Genomic DNA, 16,667 nt, shown 5'->3' on the forward strand with positions numbered 1-16,667 from the left:
CGTGCAGCGCGCCTTGATCGACAGGGTCAGCAATTGCGCTCTCTACGCTAGCAGGCGACGCCGCGCGCACCCTCCTTGCCGATCCTCGCAGCATCCGCGGCATGATCCTCGTCCGTCACCGAAGAGAGCCGCTTCAGCCGACGACCGAGCTTCGTGTTGATGTCGTCCATCACGGTGAACATGACGGGTACGAAGACGAGGCTCAGCATCGTCGAGGTGATCAGGCCTCCGATCACCGCGATCGCCATCGGCGCCCGGAAGGCGGCATCGGCACCGACGCCGATCGCGGCGGGAACCATGCCCGCCACCATGGCGATGGTCGTCATGATGATCGGCCGCGCGCGGGTGACGCCCGCCGTCAGCAGGGCCGTCCGCCGATCCGCGCCCTCGTTGCGGCACTCAATCGCATGGTCGACGAGCAGGATCGAGTTCTTGCAGACGATGCCCATCAGCATGAGGATGCCGATCGTCGACGAGAGATCGAGCGAAGCGCCGAAGAGCAGCAAGGCGAGCGCCGCCCCGCCGATCGACAGAGGGAGGGCCACCAGGATGGTGATCGGCTGCAGGAAGTCCTTGAAGAGCAGCACCAGAACCGCCGCGACCATCAGGATGCCGGCCAGCAGTGCAAGCGCGAAGTTGCGGAACATCTCCGACATATATTCGGCTTCGCCGTAGTTGGCCTGCGACACGCCCAAGGGCAGTTCGGTCATGGCCGGCAGTGCCGAGATCGCTTCGAACGCAGTCCCGAGCGTGATGCCGTTGAGGTTGGCCTCGACGGCGATCAGACGCTTGCGATCGAGACGTTCGACGCTGCTTTCCTCCGCACCGAAGGATATATCGGCGACCGAGGTCAGCGGCACCACCGTGCCGGCATTCGTGCCGACCCTCAGATTGCGCAGCGTGTCGACGTCGCCTCTGGCCGCCTGGTCGAGCATCACCCGGATCGGCACCTGACGGTTGCCAAGATTGAAGCGCGCCGAATTGCTTTCGCTGTCACCCATCGTGGCGATGCGGGCGACGGTGCCGATCGAGGTCACCGAGACACCGAGTCTTGCCGCCTCGTCGAAGCGCGGCTTGACCAGCAATTCCGGCGAAAGCAGCGGCTCGGTGGACTGGACGTTGACCAAACCCGGAAGCGCGCGCATCTCCTTTTCGAGACGCCGCACCGAAGCCATCAGCGCTTCCGGATCGTCGCTCGTCAGATAGATCGAGAGATCCTTGGCTCCCTCGACGGAGGAGAACGTTGCCTGGATATCGGGCGTTGCCGACAGCAGCGGACGGAGCGACAGCTCGAAGGACTTGCGATCGAGCCCGCGCTCCTTGCGCGGCTTGAGCTTGATGCGCAGGGAGACCTCGTTGAGGTTTTCCGCCGTCGCCAGAACGCTTTCGACCTCCGGCCGCGCCTTGATCTGGCCGACCAGATCATCGGAAATGCGGGCGGTTTCTGCGAGCCGCGTGCCGGGGGGCAAGGTGATCTTGAGCTGGGAGACGTTGCTGTCGCTCGTCGGCAGGAAGCCGGTCGGCAGCATGGTCAAGAGCCCGATCGAGCCGATGAAGATCAGCGCAACCAGCGACAAAGCCGTCTTGCGATGATCCAGGGTCCAACCGAGCAAGCGTCGATAGCCGTCGGCGATACGCGACGGCTTGCCGGAATGCCCATGCCCACTCCTTGGCCGCAGCAGATAGGCGGCCATCAACGGCGTCAGCAGGCGCGCGACCAACAGCGAGAACAGAACGGCAATCGCGACCGTTAAGCCGAACTGCTTGAAATACTGCCCGACGGCGCCGCCGATGAAGCTGACCGGCGCAAAGACCGCGACGATCGTCAAGGTCGTGGCGACGATGGCAAGACCGATCGCATCGGCCGCGTCGATCGCCGCGATGAACGGGCGTTTGCCCATGTCGACGTGGCGTTCGATATTCTCGATCTCGACGATCGCGTCGTCGACGAGAATGCCGATGACAAGCGTCAGGGCCAGCAGGCTGATACCGTTGAGCGTGAAGCCGAGCAGGTCCATCACGGCAAAGGTCGGCAGGATGGAAAGCGGCATGGCAAGCGCAGAAATCAGCGTCGCTCGCCAGTTGCGCAGGAAGGCGAAGACGACGACGACGGTCAGGATCGCACCTTCGATCAGGGCGGTGACGGCCGCGTCGTAGCTTTCCTGCGTGTATTCGACGAGCGAGATCAGCTCCGTGAATTCGACGCCGGGCATACGCGCGCGGATCTCCTTCAACCGTGCGGCAACCGCGTCGGCAACGACGGTGTCACTCGATCCCTTGCCGCGCGAAACCGAGAAACTGACGACCGGCTCGCCGTCGACGCGCGCGAAGTTGCGCGGTTCGGACGACGTATCCTCAATCGTCGCTATGTCGGAGAGCTGCACCCAGCGGCCACCCGACAGCGGGATCGACAGGCGCGAGAGCTCCTCGACCGAGCCGGCGCTGCCGACCGTGCGGATCGACTGCTCGCGGCCGCCGATCTCGCCGCGTCCGCTTGGGATATTGGTGTTGATCTCGCGCAGCGCCGTATTCACCTGGTCGGCCGTCACGCCAACCGCCAGCAGACGCTCGGGATCGAGCGACACCCGGACCTCGCGATTGACGCCGCCAAGCCGCTGCACCTTCTGCACGCCGGGTAGCGTCAGCAGTTCGCTGTTGATCGTATCGTCCACGAACCAGGAGAGCTCCACGGGCGACATGTCGGGCGCGCGTACGGCGTAGTAGACGATGGCGCTGCCATCCACATCGAGACGCGAGACGATGGGTTCCTGGATCGACTGCGGCAGGTCGGAGCGGATCTGCGCCACGGCCTCGCGCACGTCGTTGGCCGCACGGTCGGGATCGGTGCCGATCTTGAATTCGACCGTGGTCGTCGACACGCCATTGGTGATGGTCGAGCGCATATGGCTGACCCCGACAAGGCCGGCGGCCACACCTTCGACACGACGCGTGACCTGCGTTTCCATTTCGGCCGGCTGGGCGCTCGGCTGCGTGATCGTCACGGTCACGACCGGAAACGACACACTCGGATTGGCGTTGACCGGCAGCCGCAGGAACGAGGCTATGCCCATCAATGTGAGGACAACGAAGAGAACGATCGTCGGAACGGGCTTTCGGATCGCCCAGGCAGAGATGTTGGTGGTCATTGCTACTTGCCTGTCTGCGTCGGCTGGACATCTTTCGCCAGGACCGCTTCGCCTTCGCGCAGCGACACCCCGGCCTTGAGAACGACCCGGTCGCCGGCTGAAAGCCCGGAGACGATCTCGACCTTGCCACCCTGGCGCATGCCCGGCTGAACCGTCTTGCGTGCCACCTTGCCGGCATCGACGACGAAGACCGAGACCGTGCCGTCGGGAGCCCCGTAAAGCAGCGCGGAATCGTCGACCATGATCGCCTTGCGTTCGGCCACCACGATCTCCGCCCGGCCGAACGTGCCGGCAAAGGGCGGCTTGCCCGTATTCAGCGTGACCTGCGCGGTTCCAAGCCGGGTTTCGCGGTCGATCTTCGGATTGATCACCCGCACTTTGCCTTCGATCCAGTCACTTCGACCCGAGAGCTTGACCTTGACGACCTGGCCGACGGCGAGCAGCGGCAGTTCCGTTTCCGGAACTTCAGCCGCAAACTCGATCTCGCCGTCGCGGATCAGCTTGACGAGCGGGTCAGAGCCTGCAAGCGCACCGGCACGGGCGAGCCGCTCGGAGACGATACCTGCGGCGGGCGCCACGATCACGGCGCGTTCGAGTTTACGGCGTGCCTCGGCCTCGAGCGCTTCCGCCTGCTCGTAGTCGGCCCGTGCGACCTTCACCGCCTGTTCGGCGATCGCGAGCGCAGAGACACGTTCCTCGAGAATGGTTTCGGCCTGAAGGTGGCGCAATTGCCGGGCACGGGAGAGCTTCCTCTGCTCCTGCGTGACCGTTTCCGCCTCCCGCGCCATCGTGGCACCCGCACGGGCCACCCGGCCCTCCGCTTCGCGCAGAAGGTTTTGCAGCATGTCGGTCTCGAGCCGGGCAATCACCTGCGCGGCCGCAACCCGGTCGCCGATCTCGACTTCGACTTTGGCGATACGCTGATCGGTCAAGGTCGTGCCGACGGCAATCTCCTCGCGAGCGACGAAGATGCCGGCGAAGGATCGGGTCCACTCCTGCGGGCGGCTGTCGGCGACGAGTGTCGACACCGTACGGCCGATAGCGGCGCTATCGACGGGAACCGACGCAGCCGCCTCCCCGGAGGCGTGCGCCACACCACCCGTCATGGCGAGCGCAAAGAGCGCAGCAAGCATGACCTTCAACTCAACTGTACGTATCATTTCATTGGCTTTCCATTGGTGAGGCCAGTCGGATCGCAAACACGGGCGCTCCAAGCTGCCGGCCTCGAGATCGGGCAAACTGCGTCGAATAATTATTAGATTAGTCAATCTAATAACTTGATCCATCAAACGCGGCAATTGTAGGGCAGATTGCATACCATCATTGCGGGAAGATGGCGGAGTTCCCGTCGGCAGGCGACCTTGACACCGGCGCACCACCCCACGAAATTAGAGTGCTCGCTCTAATAATGAGATTGCCCTGCAAGGAGAATTGGCGATGCGCAAGGTCGACCCCGAGAAACACGCCGCCAAACGTCGACTGATCCTCGATGCGGCAATCACCTGTTTTGCGCGCAAGGGCTTCCACGGCACGTCGACTGCCGAAATCTGTGCCAAGGCAGGCATGAGCCCGGGCAATCTCTTCCATTATTTTCCGACCAAGCACACCATTATCGCGGCGATCGTGGAGGAGGAACGTCAAGAAACGGCGGAGATCTTCCGAAAATTGGGCGAAGCCGAAGATCTCTTCGCCGCTCTGCTCGGTTTCATGGACACTATTCTCGAGCTTGCGGGCGACCCGACCTATTCGAGCCTAGCGCTCGAAATCGCCGCCGAAGCGATGCGTGACGAGCGGATCGGTACGCTCGCCGCCGCCAACGACGCAGAGCTTCAGGGAGCCCTTGCGGCGCTGCTTCGGGGTGCGGCTAGCCGAAATCAGATCGATCGGACCGTGGATGCAGACGGTGCTGCCCGATGGATCGCCGCAATCATCGACGGCATCTTCAGCCGGGTCGCTGTCGACCCCGGCTTCAAGCCGAAGAACGAGGGCGCGATGCTGCGGCTTCTCCTGACCCGGTTTCTGCGCCCGCAGGGCTGACGCCTTGCAAATAGAATGACCGCAGCGAGCATTCTTTCGCCGCGGTTGTTGATTTCAGGCCCACCGGCTTTCGCCGGAGGTCCCCTCAAGACGGAAGCAATATCAGGAATGCTTCTGGATGATGCCGTAGACGATGTTCCGGTTGGCGCCGAACTGGACGCGCGCATCGACGGCAGCCTTGCCCGCGCTCTTGTGGATGATGTTCCACATGTCCGCCTCCGAACGCAGCAGCAGTGCCCAGTTCATGAAGGTCTCCATGTAACCGTCGACGCCGATATCCTGGGCGAAGTTGGCGAACAGGAAGACACCGTTCGGCTTCAGCATCTGCAGGCAGCGATGGGTCAGCTTGATGGCCACCTTGTCGGCAAGATAGTCATAGAGGCCGGCAGCATAGATGAAGTCGAACTTGCCGAGCTTCTGATCACGGCCAAGCAGGCTGCGGACGGAGCCATCAACGCCTTCGATGCAGGTTCCGGCGAAGTCGCGGCTGATCGAACCGACGCTGAGCGGATCCTGGTCGAGCGCCACCCAGCGCTTGATGCGACGCTCCTCGAGCGCCACCGAGCGATTGGCTTCGCGCAGATGGCCGGCGGCAATCGTCAGAATTTCCGCCTGCGAACCGCGGGTGGCCGCGATCTCGTCGACGTGACGGGTCAGGAGGTCGCGACGCTCGCGCACCGCAACCGAGGAAGAGGCGTCCTTGGTGTAGTCATAGAGCGCTCGCCCGATAGGCGATGCCCGCTCGATCTCCTTGGCGACGCTCGCATGACCATAGATGAAGTCAAGCAACTGCGCGTCGCCTGAGTAGCCCCGGGGCTTTTCGAAGGACCATCGGGTGAAAGGGTCCTGGAGGAAATATTCCGACACCGGGTTCGCCTGGGCGATCGGTATCAGTTCCTGCCAAACGTTCGGGTGGAACTTGGCCCGGGTTTCATGGAGAGCGGCTGCAAGCCGGTCGATAATCTTCGCCGGGTCCGTTCCCTGCAGGAACTGCTCCTGGGCAATCCTGAGAATCACTGCGAGCTCGGCCCTGCCGACCGTGAGCTGTTCGTCGTGCCGCTCGCCCCTGGGCGAAACGAACTCATCGGCCATAGCCTTGGGAGTAATCAGGCTTTGACCATCAAAAACCGTCTGAAATTGGCGCACGCGAGACCATCCGTTAATGCTTTGTTAACAATGGTCGCGAAGATGCGCGCATTACGGCTCGGTTTGCAAGTTTTTGTATATAATAAGGTAAATTCTCGTGCTTCCTCCCTTTGGGTTACGCCTAATCCTTGGCGCTCCGGCCCTTTAATTTAACAAAACTTAATGGACACCTCCTATCATCCCAGCCCGCACCACTCGTCCCTGTTGCAGGATTAAAGTGGAGGGCAAGCATGGAGTGTCCGAAACAACGTCCATTGATGGAAAAGCGACGACCGTTTCCGTTGACCGTGACGCAGCGCGATGGATCAGTGCATGAAGCACACGTTGGCCGACGTAGTTGACATCGACCTACATAAGCAGCCGCACAGGCCGCATTTGGCTGAGCTTCAGACACTCTATCGAATGGAGGGCGAGGCTGGCCGGCGTGCGGCGACGAGGCAGGGCCTCTGGGTCGCGGTTGCCGTCTATCTGTCGTTTTTCGCGATCGACATTCTGCTGGTCCCTGATGTCGCCTTCAATACGATCCTCGCGCGCCTCGTCGTCGGCATCAGCGCGCTTTTGACCTTCGAGATCCTGTATCGCATCAAGGCCCGAACCAAGTGGCTCGACGGCACCTGCGCCGGCGCACTGGTCTTCGGCTACATCGGCTGGCTCGTGCCTGCGATGATGACGGCCGACGTCGGCAGCATGTCCTACTACATGATCTTCGGCGCGATCTTCATGATGGGCGCCAATCTCTTCTTCAGCTTCCGCTTCCGCCTCTCGGTCGTCGCCTCCGGGATCGTGTTGACGACGTTCTTCATCGCTCTCTCGTTCTTCTCCGAGCAAAATCCTGCCTATCTGATCGCCTTCGGGACCTTTTACGTCTCCTGCTTCATCTTCACCTCCTATGTAAACTGGAAGCTCAACCGCGAGCGCTACAAGGTATTCCTCAACGCCTTCGAGGCGAAGATCCAGCAGAACGAGGCCTCGGAACGCGGCATGGCGCTGTTGCGGCTATCCAACACCGATCCCCTGACCGGTCTGGACAACCGCCGCGCCATCGACCAGCAGCTGCGCGACTATTGGAACGATTGGCAGAAGCTCGGAAAGAGCTTTGCCGCCATGCTGATCGACGTTGATTTCTTCAAGAAATACAATGACTGCTACGGCCATCAGGAGGGCGACCGCTGCCTCGTTCTGGTGGCCAATGCGCTCGGCGAGGCGATCAAGGACTATAACGGTTCCATCGGTCGCTATGGCGGCGAGGAGTTCATCGTTCTTGCCCGCCTGGAAACTCTGGAGCAGGCAGCCGAGCTGGCCGAGGTGATCTGCCGTACCGTCGAGAACATGCGGCTGGTGCATGAGCAGCGCCGCGACGGCGTCTCCATCGTCACCGTCAGCGTCGGTGCCGCCTTCACGCGCAATCAGACCGGCGCCAAGCTCGAGAAGATCATCCACGAGGCCGACCGTGCGCTCTATGCCGCCAAGGCGAGCGGCCGAAACTGCGCGAAGCTGTTCGACCCGAACGACCCGCAAAGCAGCGACGAAAGCGAGAACATTGCCGCGCTTCTGAAGATCGCGGTCGATCAGAACCTGGTATCGCTCGTCTACCAGCCGATCAGGAACGTGATGACCGGTGAGGTCGAGGCCGTCGAGGCCCTGATGCGGCTGACGATGCTGGACGGTACGTCGGTTCCGCCGAGCCTTTTCATTCCGGTTGCCGAGCGAACCGGCGCCATTCTCGACCTCGGTCGCTGGGCGATCAAGACCGTCTGCCGCGAACTTCTCGTCGACAACCATATCCCGCTCGTCAGCGTCAACGTCTCACCGATCCAGCTGAAGACTCCGGGCTTTGCAACCTCGGTCGCCGCGATCCTCGGAGAGACCGGCGTGGCCGGCAGCCGTCTTGCCTTCGAGATCACCGAAGGGCTCGAAATGGAGATGCATTCGGGCATCCTGCGCTGCATCAGCGACCTCGAAACGCTGGGCATCAGGATATGGCTGGATGACTTCGGCACGGGCTTTGCCGGCCTCTCCTGGCTGCGCCTGATCGAATTCGATACCGTGAAGATCGACCGGTCGTTCCTGCACGATTGCAATAGCCCCAAGGGGCGCGCCATGTTGCAAGACATCATCGGACTGGTGCGAAACCGCGGCCACAAGATCCTGATCGAAGGCGTCGAGACCGACGAGCAACTGGCGCTGATGCGGCGCTTCCGGATCGACCAGGTCCAGGGCTTCCACGTCGGCCGCCCTGCGCCGGCAGAGACTTTCCGCACGCCGCCGGACAAGCCGCGCATGCCGCTGCGAAACGGCGCCCGATCCTAGCCGGGCCCACGCTCGATCCGGAAGCGCATAGTGCGCGCTTCGGAGCCAGCTTCAGCCAAAACACAACCTTAACATAGCCCGCGAATACATGTTGCGCTTCGACCGGGTGGAGACGTAGTATACCGGAGCTTACAGTGCCGCCGGATACAATCTCACATTGTGACCATGGGAGCGTGCATGACCATGGAAAGTCGGCAGGACAGCCGGGTCAAGTCGGCAGTTGCCCCACCCACCGACGCGGAAATTCTGGCACAACTCGATCGAATTCGCCGCAGCGCCGAGTTCGATGCGCCGGAGCGTGATCGCAAATTCCTGACCTATGTCATCGAGGAAACGCTTGCGGGCCGAGGAGATCGCATAAAGGCCTATTCGATTGCAACCGAGGTTTTCGGCCGGGATTCCTCTTTCGACCCGCAGACAGATCCGGCGGTGCGGATCGAAGCCGGCCGTATTCGCCGGGCGCTCGAACGCTATTACCTCGTTGCCGGGCGAACCGATCCGATCGTCATCAGCATCCCCAAGGGCGCTTACGTGCCAACTTTCGAACGGCGCATCGATGCGTGGCTCCCGTCGCACACGGAAGCCAACGAAAGTGCCGCACAAAAACCAGCCACGCTACGCACCCGGCGAGGAGCCTGGCTCACGGCGGCAGCCATGGTCTGCGTCGGTGGTGGCCTGACAGCCGGGGCGCTCCTCCTTCACGAGGAAGGCAAGTCGATCGTCCGCCTGCAGCCGACGATCCCGAGGCTCGTCGTCACACCATTTGAGGACCTGTCAGGAACCTCCCAATCGGCGATGATGGCCCGCGGGCTTACTGACGAGGTTGTCGGCAACATCGCCAAGTTCAAGGAGATCACCGTCACCACCCGTGAGGGGCCCGATGCCTCGCCGCAGGGTGCGCCGGCCTTCGCCTTGGAAGGTCGGGTCCGGTTCGACGGCGAAAGACTGCGGCTGGTGGCGAGACTCATCCAGCGGTCCGATGGATCGGTGGTGTGGACGAATACCTACGACGAGCGTCTGGAAACCGACAAGACTATCGACCTGCAGGTGAAGGCGGCGGCCGCTGTGGCTGGCGCCGTGGCACAGCCCTATGGTGCCATTTTCCAGGCAAACGCCACGGCGTTTAAACAGTCGGTTCCCGATCACTGGCAGGCTTATGCCTGCACCTTGAGCTACTACAGCCATCGCGGCGACGTCGGTGCGCAAGGCCAAGCCGGGGTGCAGGAATGTCTGCAACAGGCGACGCGACAGGTCCCAACCTACGCGACGGCCTGGGCCTTGCTGTCGATGTCCTATATCGACGCCTTCCAGGATTATCTCGATCGCTCCTCCTCAGCAACGCTGGAGCGGGCAACCGAAGCTGCAGCCCGTGCTGTGGAACTGGATCCCCAGGACGTGCGCGCCCTTGAGGCGCGGATGCTTGTCCTGTTCTTCCGCGGCGATGTCGATGCTGCCCTGGCCGTCGGCGCGCGCGCACTTGCGATCAATCCCAACGACGCCGAGCTCGCCGGTGAATACGGGTTCCGGCTGGCGCTTTCAGGCCAGTGGGACTCCGGCTGCAAGCTGCTGTCGGAAAGCGTCGCCCGTGGTCCCGCCCGCTATTTCGAAGCAGCGCTCTCGGTCTGCTCCTACTTCGGGGGCGACTATGTCACGGCCGAACGATGGGCGCGCATGGCCGATCTTCGCACCCATCCGTTCTCCCGCGTCATGCTTCTGGCCACGCTGGGCAAGCTTGGCAAAGCCGCACAGGCGCACGAAGAAAGGACGTGGATCGAAACCAATCTGCCAGGCCTGCTTGAAGGTATTCCTCAGGAGGTCGCTCTGAGGCTGCGCCGTCCGCAGGATCGGCAACAGCTTCTTGATGGCTTGCGCAAGGCGGGCGTGCCGATTCCCGAAACCGAATTCGAACAGGCGCGCACAGACAGTTCGATCCACTGACCGACGCGCGCTCAAACCGGCCGCGGCGATTGCGATGGGTCGGATTGCGGTTTTTCGCGCACGGTGCCCCCCTGCATCCAGACCATCAGCAAATCGTGGACCACACTGAGAACGATGGGCCCCAGGAAGAGGCCGATCAGCCCGTAGGAAAGCGTGCCGCCGAGCACCCCGAGCAGGATGACCAGCGTCGGCGTCGAAAGTCCGCGAGCCACCAGGATCGGCTTCATCACATTGTCGATGACGAAAAGCGGGACCAACAGAATTGTCATAAGCAGCGCTGGACCGAAATCCATCGTCACCCAAGCCCAGATGATCACCGGAAGCAGGACCAGCGCGGGCCCGATCTGGATGATGCAGAGAACAAGCACGACGAATGCGATCGCACCCGGCGCCGGAACATGGAACAGGCCGAGCACCAAGGCACAGAGAAAGGCCTGCAGTAACGCGACGCCGATAACGCCGCGCGCCACGTTGCGGATCGTCGCCGCCGCCAGACGCAGGAAGCCGATGCCCCTGTCACCACCGATCCTGCCGGAGAAGCGTTGCGCCATCTCCGCCAGCCGTTCGCCGGAGCCGAAAAGAAAGCCGGCCACCAAGACGGACACCACGAAGCTCAGCACCTCGGCGCCGATGCTCGCAATTTTGCCGAGCGCCTTGCTGCCCGCCTGCACCAGCGAAGGTTCGAGCTTGCTCAGGAGAGCTTCGAAATTGTCCGATGCCATGCTCCAAGCGGCATGAACCCGTTCACCGACGATCGGCCAGTCGCGAACGTATTCCGGCGGTACCGGTACCCTGAGAGAACCGTTGGCAAGTTTTGCGAGCAGCGCCTGGACCCCTTCGGCAAAGCTGACTGCAATCGCGGTCAGCGGGGCGACGATGACGGCCAGGCAGGTCAGCGTGATGAGAAATGAAGCCAATCGCCGCGAGCCGAGAAGGCGGCCAAGTCGGGCATAGGCCGGGTAGAGCGCCACGGCAAGGATGGCCGCCCAGATGAGAATGATGGCGAATGGCGCAATCAGCGTCAGGGACCAATAGGCAAAAAGCCCGACTATGCCGATCCTGGCGATATCGGTGATCTTCGCCTCGAAGGACGGGGGACCGGTTGGCCCATCGCGAACCGCGCCCGTTCGGGAAGGATCATCAACCATTCTCGCCCCTCACCCCTTGATGTGGCAAATCAATGCGCCGCTGGGCTTCTCGACGACCCCGCGTATCGCCGAATCCATATGCCTGGATCCCGCCCCCGCGCCCCAGGCAGCAGCCAGCATACCTCTCCCCGTGCAACAGTCATGCGGATCGTACCCCGGCGATGGCCGATAGGCAGTAACATACAGTAGCATACGTCATTCGGCCTTCCCCATCGGCTAGCCTCCACTAGAGATACCTGTGACAGACGGTAGTAGGAATACAAGCTGCGACAGGATCAAGCTCTGGTTGCAGCAGAAGCGTCGACAGGGGGCTGTCACGCGCGCTTGTCCAAGCGCCCGCGCGCCTCAGCCAACAAAGGGAGGCTGGATAGATGATCCGGAAAACGATCATCGCGCTCGGCAGCGCAGTGACGATACTGGTTTCAACGCCCATCACGGCCGTCATGGCACAGCAGACGGCGAGCGCGCCGGCCGCTGAGCAGCAGACGGCGCCGGAACCACTCAGCGACGACGAGCTCGAAGTTCTGGTCGCGCGCATCGCGCTCTATCCGGACGAGCTGGTGGCGCTTATTTCCGCTGCCGCGCTCTATCCGCTGCAGATCGTCGAGGCGGAGCGGTTCCTGGAGGCCCGCGAGAAGAAACCCGACATGAAACCAAAGGACGATTGGGACGGCAGCGTCATTTCGCTGCTCAACTATCCCCAGATCGTCAAGATGATGAGCGAAGATCTCGAGTGGACGCAGTCTTTCGGCGACGCGATCGCCAATCAGCAGAAGGATGTGCTGATCGCGATACAGCAGTTGCGTGACGAGGCCGTCGCCAAGAATATCATCAAGACCGATGACAAGGTGAAGGTGGTCCAGGAAGGCGACAACGTCATCATTCAGGCAGCCAACCCCGAAACGATCTACGTGCCGCAGTATCCGCCGGAGATGCTGTACGAGCCGAATTATGCGCCGGCGCCGATCGGCTACTACGAAGAACCCTATCCGGCCTATTGGTATCCCGGAGCGGCCTTCTTCGCCGGCGCGGTGACTGGGGCGGCCTTCGCCGCAATTGTCGACTGGGACGATTGGGGCGTCTGGGGCGGCCGCTGGAACGGCGGCGACATGGACATCGACTGCAACAACTGCTTCAACAACATCAACGGCAAGGTGAAGTGGAACGACATCGACTGGAAGAATGTCGATCGCAGCAAGATCAACTTCGACCGCGACCAGCTTCAGCATTTCGACCGCAACAGCATCAAGAACAACATCAAGGCGAACGGCAACAACAACCTGCGCAACCGCGCCGCCGAGATCAACCGCGATCGACCGAACGCGCGGCCCGGCGGTGGTGGCGGCGGCCAGATCAGGGACGTGCGCAAGAGCACGCTTGATGGGCTGAAGGCCCAGCAGAGGCCGGCAGCCCGACCAGGTGGGGCCGGTGGCGGGCAGGCGATCGCAAAAGCGCGGGCTGGAGACGGTAAGCCGAGCCTCAACCGTCCAGCGGGCAAAAAGCCCTCTCAGGTCAACCGTCAGGGCGGCAAGAAGAAGATGGCCGCCAAGGCACAGAACCGGTCGAGAAATCCATCGGGCCTCGGCAACGTCAATCCCGGGCGGCGCGAAATCAACTCGTCGCGTCGTGGCGGTCAGAGCATGGGCGGTGGCCACCGCGGCGGCGGGCGGCCACAGATGAGCCGCGGCGGCGGCAGACCACCGATGCACCGTGGCGGCGGTGGTCGCGGCGGCGGCGGTGGACGCAGACGTTGAACGGATCATAGGAGAACGACCATGACAAAGCTCTTTCATCCGTTTCTCCTCGGAACGGCGATCGCCCTCACGCTGGCCGCTGTGCCACTCAACGCGTCTTTCTCGCAGACACAGACGCCGGCGGAACAGGCGCCAGCGGATCAAATGGCTGCGGGTCTCGATGCCTATGCGGCCGACGAAGATCCGCCGGTCTTCGATGATCCCGCCAAGGCGGTCGACGAATTCAAGGCGAAGCTCGCCGCCAATGACTTCGACGGTCTGGCGAAGCTTCTGGGGCTCAATGCCGAGAAGCTGAAGGCCGGTGAAGGGGCGATGGATACCTTCGCGCTCATTCGTGAAGGTGCCGCCCGCAATGTCGTCGTGCGCGACCTCGAAGGGCGCAAGATCATCCAGCTCGGCGATCGGCTCTGGCCCCTGCCCTTCCCGATCACCAAGGGCGATGACGGCAAATGGGCTTTCGACACATATGTCGGGCTCGAGGAGATCGTCAATCGCCGCGTCGGCGAGAACGAGCTCGAGGCGATCGATACGGTACAGGCCTATGTCGATGCCCAGAAGGAGTATGCCTCGCAGGATCGCGACGCCGATGGCGTGCTCGAATATGCCCAGAAGCTGATCAGCACACCGGGCCAGACGGACGGGCTCTACTGGCCGGCCGATCAGGGCGATGGCGAAAGCCCGGTCGGCGACGCGATCAGCGAGGCAGCACTGGAAAAGGCCAAGGCCGGCCAAGGTTACTTCGGCTACCGCTTCCGCATCGTGACGTCGCAAGGCGATAACATCGCCGGTGGCCAGTATGACTATATCATCAACGGCAACATGATCGGTGGTTTCGCCTTGATCGCCTGGCCGGTCACTTATGCCGAGACCGGCGTCAAGACCTTCGTCGTCAACCAGCAGGGCATCGTTTACGAGCGGGACCTGGGGCCGAGCACCGAACAGATCGTGCCCTTCATCGATCGTTTCGATCCCGACGACAAATGGGACGTGGTGCCCGACTGAGCGCCGTTCTCAGTTGACTATCTCTTGTCGGGCCGGATTTCCCTCCGGCCCGGACGTGGGCGAACGGATCAACCACATCGGTTGTCGAGGTTCTCTGACAGTTTCGACCACCTATGCGTCAGCTTGTGCAAATCTCAGCGGCATGTGCAGCGAAACGCGATAGCGCGTCGGCGCGACATGACCGGCGGTCAATGATGCACCTTCCGGAAAATGCGTCCTGACCCGATGGGCGACATTGGCAAGGCCAATGCCGAGGCCCTCGCCCGCCTTGCCGGAAGCGGACGCGGCAACGTCGTTTTCGACGGACAGATTGAGCGTCCCTCCGACCCGGGCCGCCCGGATGTGAATTTCGACCTCGCCGATCGAACGGCCGACGCCGTGCTTCACCGCGTTCTCGACCAGCGGCTGCAGGATCAGACTTGGAACCATGGCACCCTCGAGTTCGGGAGGGATGTCGATACGGACGACCATTCGATCCGAAAACCGCTCTTTCTCTATGTCGAGATACTCTTTCTGCAGAGCCATTTCGTCCGCAAGCCGCAATTCGCGCATCGGATCGAGCTGCAGCGTCGACCGCAAAAATCCTGAGAGCGACATGATCATCCGCTCGGCTCGCTGCGATGCCCCCTCCTCCACCAGGCCGGTGATGGAGTTCAGCGTATTGAAGAGGAAATGCGGGTTTATCTGATATTGCAAGGCACGCATCTGCGCCGCCAGCGCCTCTTCGCGCGAGACAATCAGTTTCAAATCCCGATCGCGCACCTCCATGTGATTGAGCAACGCCACGAAGAGGAACGACCAGCCAAAGAAGATCGACATGCGGTAACAGACAGCATAGCCGTAATCCATAATGTTGAACGGCACGACGACGGGCGACATGATCAGCGTGTAGAGATAGTAGTCCAGCAGCGACATACCGAGCGAGCTGACCAGGGAAAGCAGCAGGCACACGAAAATTTGCGTGGCGTAGCGCTGCCTTCTCATGCGGCTGAGCAGATGCGCAAACAGAATGGCCAGAACGACAAAGACCGCTTCAAGGACAAGCTTGCCAAGGAACGGCTTGAGGGGATTGTCACCGATTGTGAGCCAGATCGGACTGCTGATCAGCAACTCGGCGGCTGCATAGATCAAAGCCAGGCGCAGGGTCGTTGCGGGAAATCGACGGCCATCCAGGAAGCTGTCGGTCGGAATGGTGATGTGTTTCATGCAAACTCTATCACGCTGGTTTCAGGTGGCTTTGTTCGAGCGACGTGACCGCCCGGCTGCGCCCGGTTTGGGCTATTTGAAAGGGTAAATAAAGAAATTTAGCAACGAAAAGGTACACTCCCCGTTCTCAACCGCGCCAAGATTGCGACGGGAGACGAGACCGATCGGTCGTTGGGGGCGCTGATGTACGGCCAACGAACGAGATCATCGGGGAGACCCGCAGCTGGCTGGCCTTGGAGGATTGGGACTTCGACGGGTAATTTGAGAAGCTAGACTAAGATCGCTTCGGCCTTCCGGATCGAAGAGAGTGCGGAGCATGGGGAGATCGAAGTGTGCGTTTGTCGAAGCGGTGGCGCATTGGCTGGCGTTTTGAATGCAAAAAGGGCTCCGAGTTTCCTCGGAGCCCTTTGATAATCAAGTAAGAATTTGGTTGCGGGGGCAGGATTTGAACCTGCGGCCTTCAGGTTATGAGCCTGACGAGCTACCGGGCTGCTCCACCCCGCTTTATCCGGGTTTTGCCGAAGGCAAAATCCCGTTTATCCGGTCTGGGTTTTGCGAAGCAAAATCCCGTTCGTTTCTGTCAGCTTACCGAATCAAAAAGGCCGCTTGGTGGCGGCCCTTAGTTCGGCTGGGCCGAGTGTGTGTCGAGAAGATGTTTGATCCGGTTTTGTTATCTTGCGCTTTGCAGACCTGGCAGCGACCTACTCTCCCGCGTCTTAAGACGAAGTACCATCGGCGCTGGGGCGTTTCACGGCCGTGTTCGGAATGGGAACGGGTGCAGCCACCCCGCCAGAACCACCAGGTCGGCAAAGCGCAAGATTTGCGCCTAGCTTGGCGCAAACCGAATGAGAAGCTGGTTGAAGTTTTCACTTCAGTTGTTTTTGAACACGTCGCTCATTTTGTGATGAGCATGAGCAATGGGAACGATCAAGCCAATCGAACGATTAGTACTGGTAAGCTTCATGCGTTGCCGCACTTCC

The 16,667-nt window shown here is 61.6% G+C and carries 10 protein-coding genes, 1 tRNA gene and 1 rRNA gene; 5 read left to right on the top strand and 7 right to left on the bottom strand.

Translation table 11 applies throughout. The features are described 5' to 3' along the window. Positions 1–47 precede the first annotated feature (47 nt). On the bottom strand, positions 48–3,146 hold the full coding sequence (locus V7S54_RS17690) for an efflux RND transporter permease subunit (RefSeq protein WP_065375472.1): 3,099 nt from the start codon (positions 3,144–3,146) through the stop codon (positions 48–50). A 2-nt stretch (positions 3,147–3,148) separates the two neighbouring features. Further along, positions 3,149–4,306, bottom strand: a complete 1,158-nt coding sequence (locus V7S54_RS17695) for an efflux RND transporter periplasmic adaptor subunit (protein ID WP_176707582.1) — start codon at positions 4,304–4,306, stop codon at positions 3,149–3,151. Positions 4,307–4,583: 277 nt separating this feature from the next. Here V7S54_RS17695 and V7S54_RS17700 point away from each other — a divergent pair, with 277 nt between their 5' ends. Next, positions 4,584–5,183: a TetR/AcrR family transcriptional regulator gene (locus tag V7S54_RS17700; RefSeq protein ID WP_065375474.1), complete on the top strand. Its 600-nt coding sequence runs from the start codon at positions 4,584–4,586 to the stop codon at positions 5,181–5,183. Between the two features lie 102 nt (positions 5,184–5,285). Here V7S54_RS17700 and V7S54_RS17705 read toward each other — a convergent pair whose 3' ends face one another. Further along, positions 5,286–6,329 carry a class I SAM-dependent methyltransferase gene (locus V7S54_RS17705; RefSeq protein ID WP_336408637.1) on the bottom strand — a complete coding sequence of 348 codons (1,044 nt, stop codon included), beginning with the start codon at positions 6,327–6,329 and terminating at the stop codon, positions 5,286–5,288. Between the two features lie 312 nt (positions 6,330–6,641). Between V7S54_RS17705 and V7S54_RS17710 the strand changes: the two genes are divergently transcribed. Further along, positions 6,642–8,639 (top strand): putative bifunctional diguanylate cyclase/phosphodiesterase, encoded by a 1,998-nt coding sequence (locus tag V7S54_RS17710; RefSeq protein WP_065375476.1) that lies wholly within the window; start codon positions 6,642–6,644, stop codon positions 8,637–8,639. A gap of 177 nt (positions 8,640–8,816) precedes the next feature. After that, positions 8,817–10,577, top strand: coding sequence for a hypothetical protein (locus V7S54_RS17715; protein WP_065375477.1), 1,761 nt, complete (start codon positions 8,817–8,819; stop codon positions 10,575–10,577). Between the two features lie 11 nt (positions 10,578–10,588). Here the strand turns inward: V7S54_RS17715 and V7S54_RS17720 are convergent, their stop codons facing one another. Next, positions 10,589–11,725, bottom strand: coding sequence for an AI-2E family transporter (locus tag V7S54_RS17720; RefSeq protein WP_065375478.1), 1,137 nt, complete (start codon positions 11,723–11,725; stop codon positions 10,589–10,591). Positions 11,726–12,096: 371 nt separating this feature from the next. On the opposite strand from V7S54_RS17720, the gene V7S54_RS17725 reads away from it, so the two are divergent. Together V7S54_RS17725 and V7S54_RS17730 are read left to right on the top strand one after the other, a co-directional pair. Next, on the top strand, positions 12,097–13,479 hold the full coding sequence (locus tag V7S54_RS17725) for a DUF3300 domain-containing protein (RefSeq protein ID WP_065375479.1): 1,383 nt from the start codon (positions 12,097–12,099) through the stop codon (positions 13,477–13,479). Positions 13,480–13,500: 21 nt separating this feature from the next. Further along, positions 13,501–14,481: a DUF2950 domain-containing protein gene (locus tag V7S54_RS17730; RefSeq protein ID WP_065375480.1), complete on the top strand. Its 981-nt coding sequence runs from the start codon at positions 13,501–13,503 to the stop codon at positions 14,479–14,481. A gap of 111 nt (positions 14,482–14,592) precedes the next feature. On the opposite strand, the gene V7S54_RS17735 is transcribed toward V7S54_RS17730, so the two are convergent. From V7S54_RS17735 to rrf, 3 genes are all read right to left on the bottom strand, one after another. Further along, complete coding sequence (locus V7S54_RS17735) at positions 14,593–15,687, bottom strand: sensor histidine kinase (RefSeq protein WP_083203721.1); 1,095 nt, start codon at positions 15,685–15,687, stop codon at positions 14,593–14,595. A gap of 427 nt (positions 15,688–16,114) precedes the next feature. After that, positions 16,115–16,191, bottom strand: a tRNA-Met gene (locus V7S54_RS17740). Positions 16,192–16,375: 184 nt separating this feature from the next. Beyond that, positions 16,376–16,490: ribosomal RNA gene (rrf, locus tag V7S54_RS17745) — 5S ribosomal RNA — on the bottom strand. Positions 16,491–16,667 lie beyond the last annotated feature (177 nt).

The sequence above is a fragment of the Ensifer sp. CCNWLY38 genome, from assembly GCF_037120565.1.
In the GTDB taxonomy this organism is placed as follows: domain Bacteria; phylum Pseudomonadota; class Alphaproteobacteria; order Rhizobiales; family Rhizobiaceae; genus Ensifer; species Ensifer adhaerens_H.

Bases quoted from the DNA above. Each gene is read 5' to 3' on its own strand.
- V7S54_RS17690 (WP_065375472.1), bottom strand. From the start codon at position 3,146: ATGACCACCAACATCTCTGCCTGGGCGATCCGAAAGCCCGTTCCGACG.
- V7S54_RS17695 (WP_176707582.1), bottom strand. From the start codon at position 4,306: ATGATACGTACAGTTGAGTTGAAGGTCATGCTTGCTGCGCTCTTTGCG.
- V7S54_RS17700 (WP_065375474.1), top strand. From the start codon at position 4,584: ATGCGCAAGGTCGACCCCGAGAAACACGCCGCCAAACGTCGACTGATC.
- V7S54_RS17710 (WP_065375476.1), top strand. From the start codon at position 6,642: ATGAAGCACACGTTGGCCGACGTAGTTGACATCGACCTACATAAGCAG.
- V7S54_RS17715 (WP_065375477.1), top strand. From the start codon at position 8,817: ATGACCATGGAAAGTCGGCAGGACAGCCGGGTCAAGTCGGCAGTTGCC.
- V7S54_RS17720 (WP_065375478.1), bottom strand. From the start codon at position 11,725: ATGGTTGATGATCCTTCCCGAACGGGCGCGGTTCGCGATGGGCCAACC.
- V7S54_RS17725 (WP_065375479.1), top strand. From the start codon at position 12,097: ATGATCCGGAAAACGATCATCGCGCTCGGCAGCGCAGTGACGATACTG.
- V7S54_RS17730 (WP_065375480.1), top strand. From the start codon at position 13,501: ATGACAAAGCTCTTTCATCCGTTTCTCCTCGGAACGGCGATCGCCCTC.
- V7S54_RS17735 (WP_083203721.1), bottom strand. From the start codon at position 15,687: ATGAAACACATCACCATTCCGACCGACAGCTTCCTGGATGGCCGTCGA.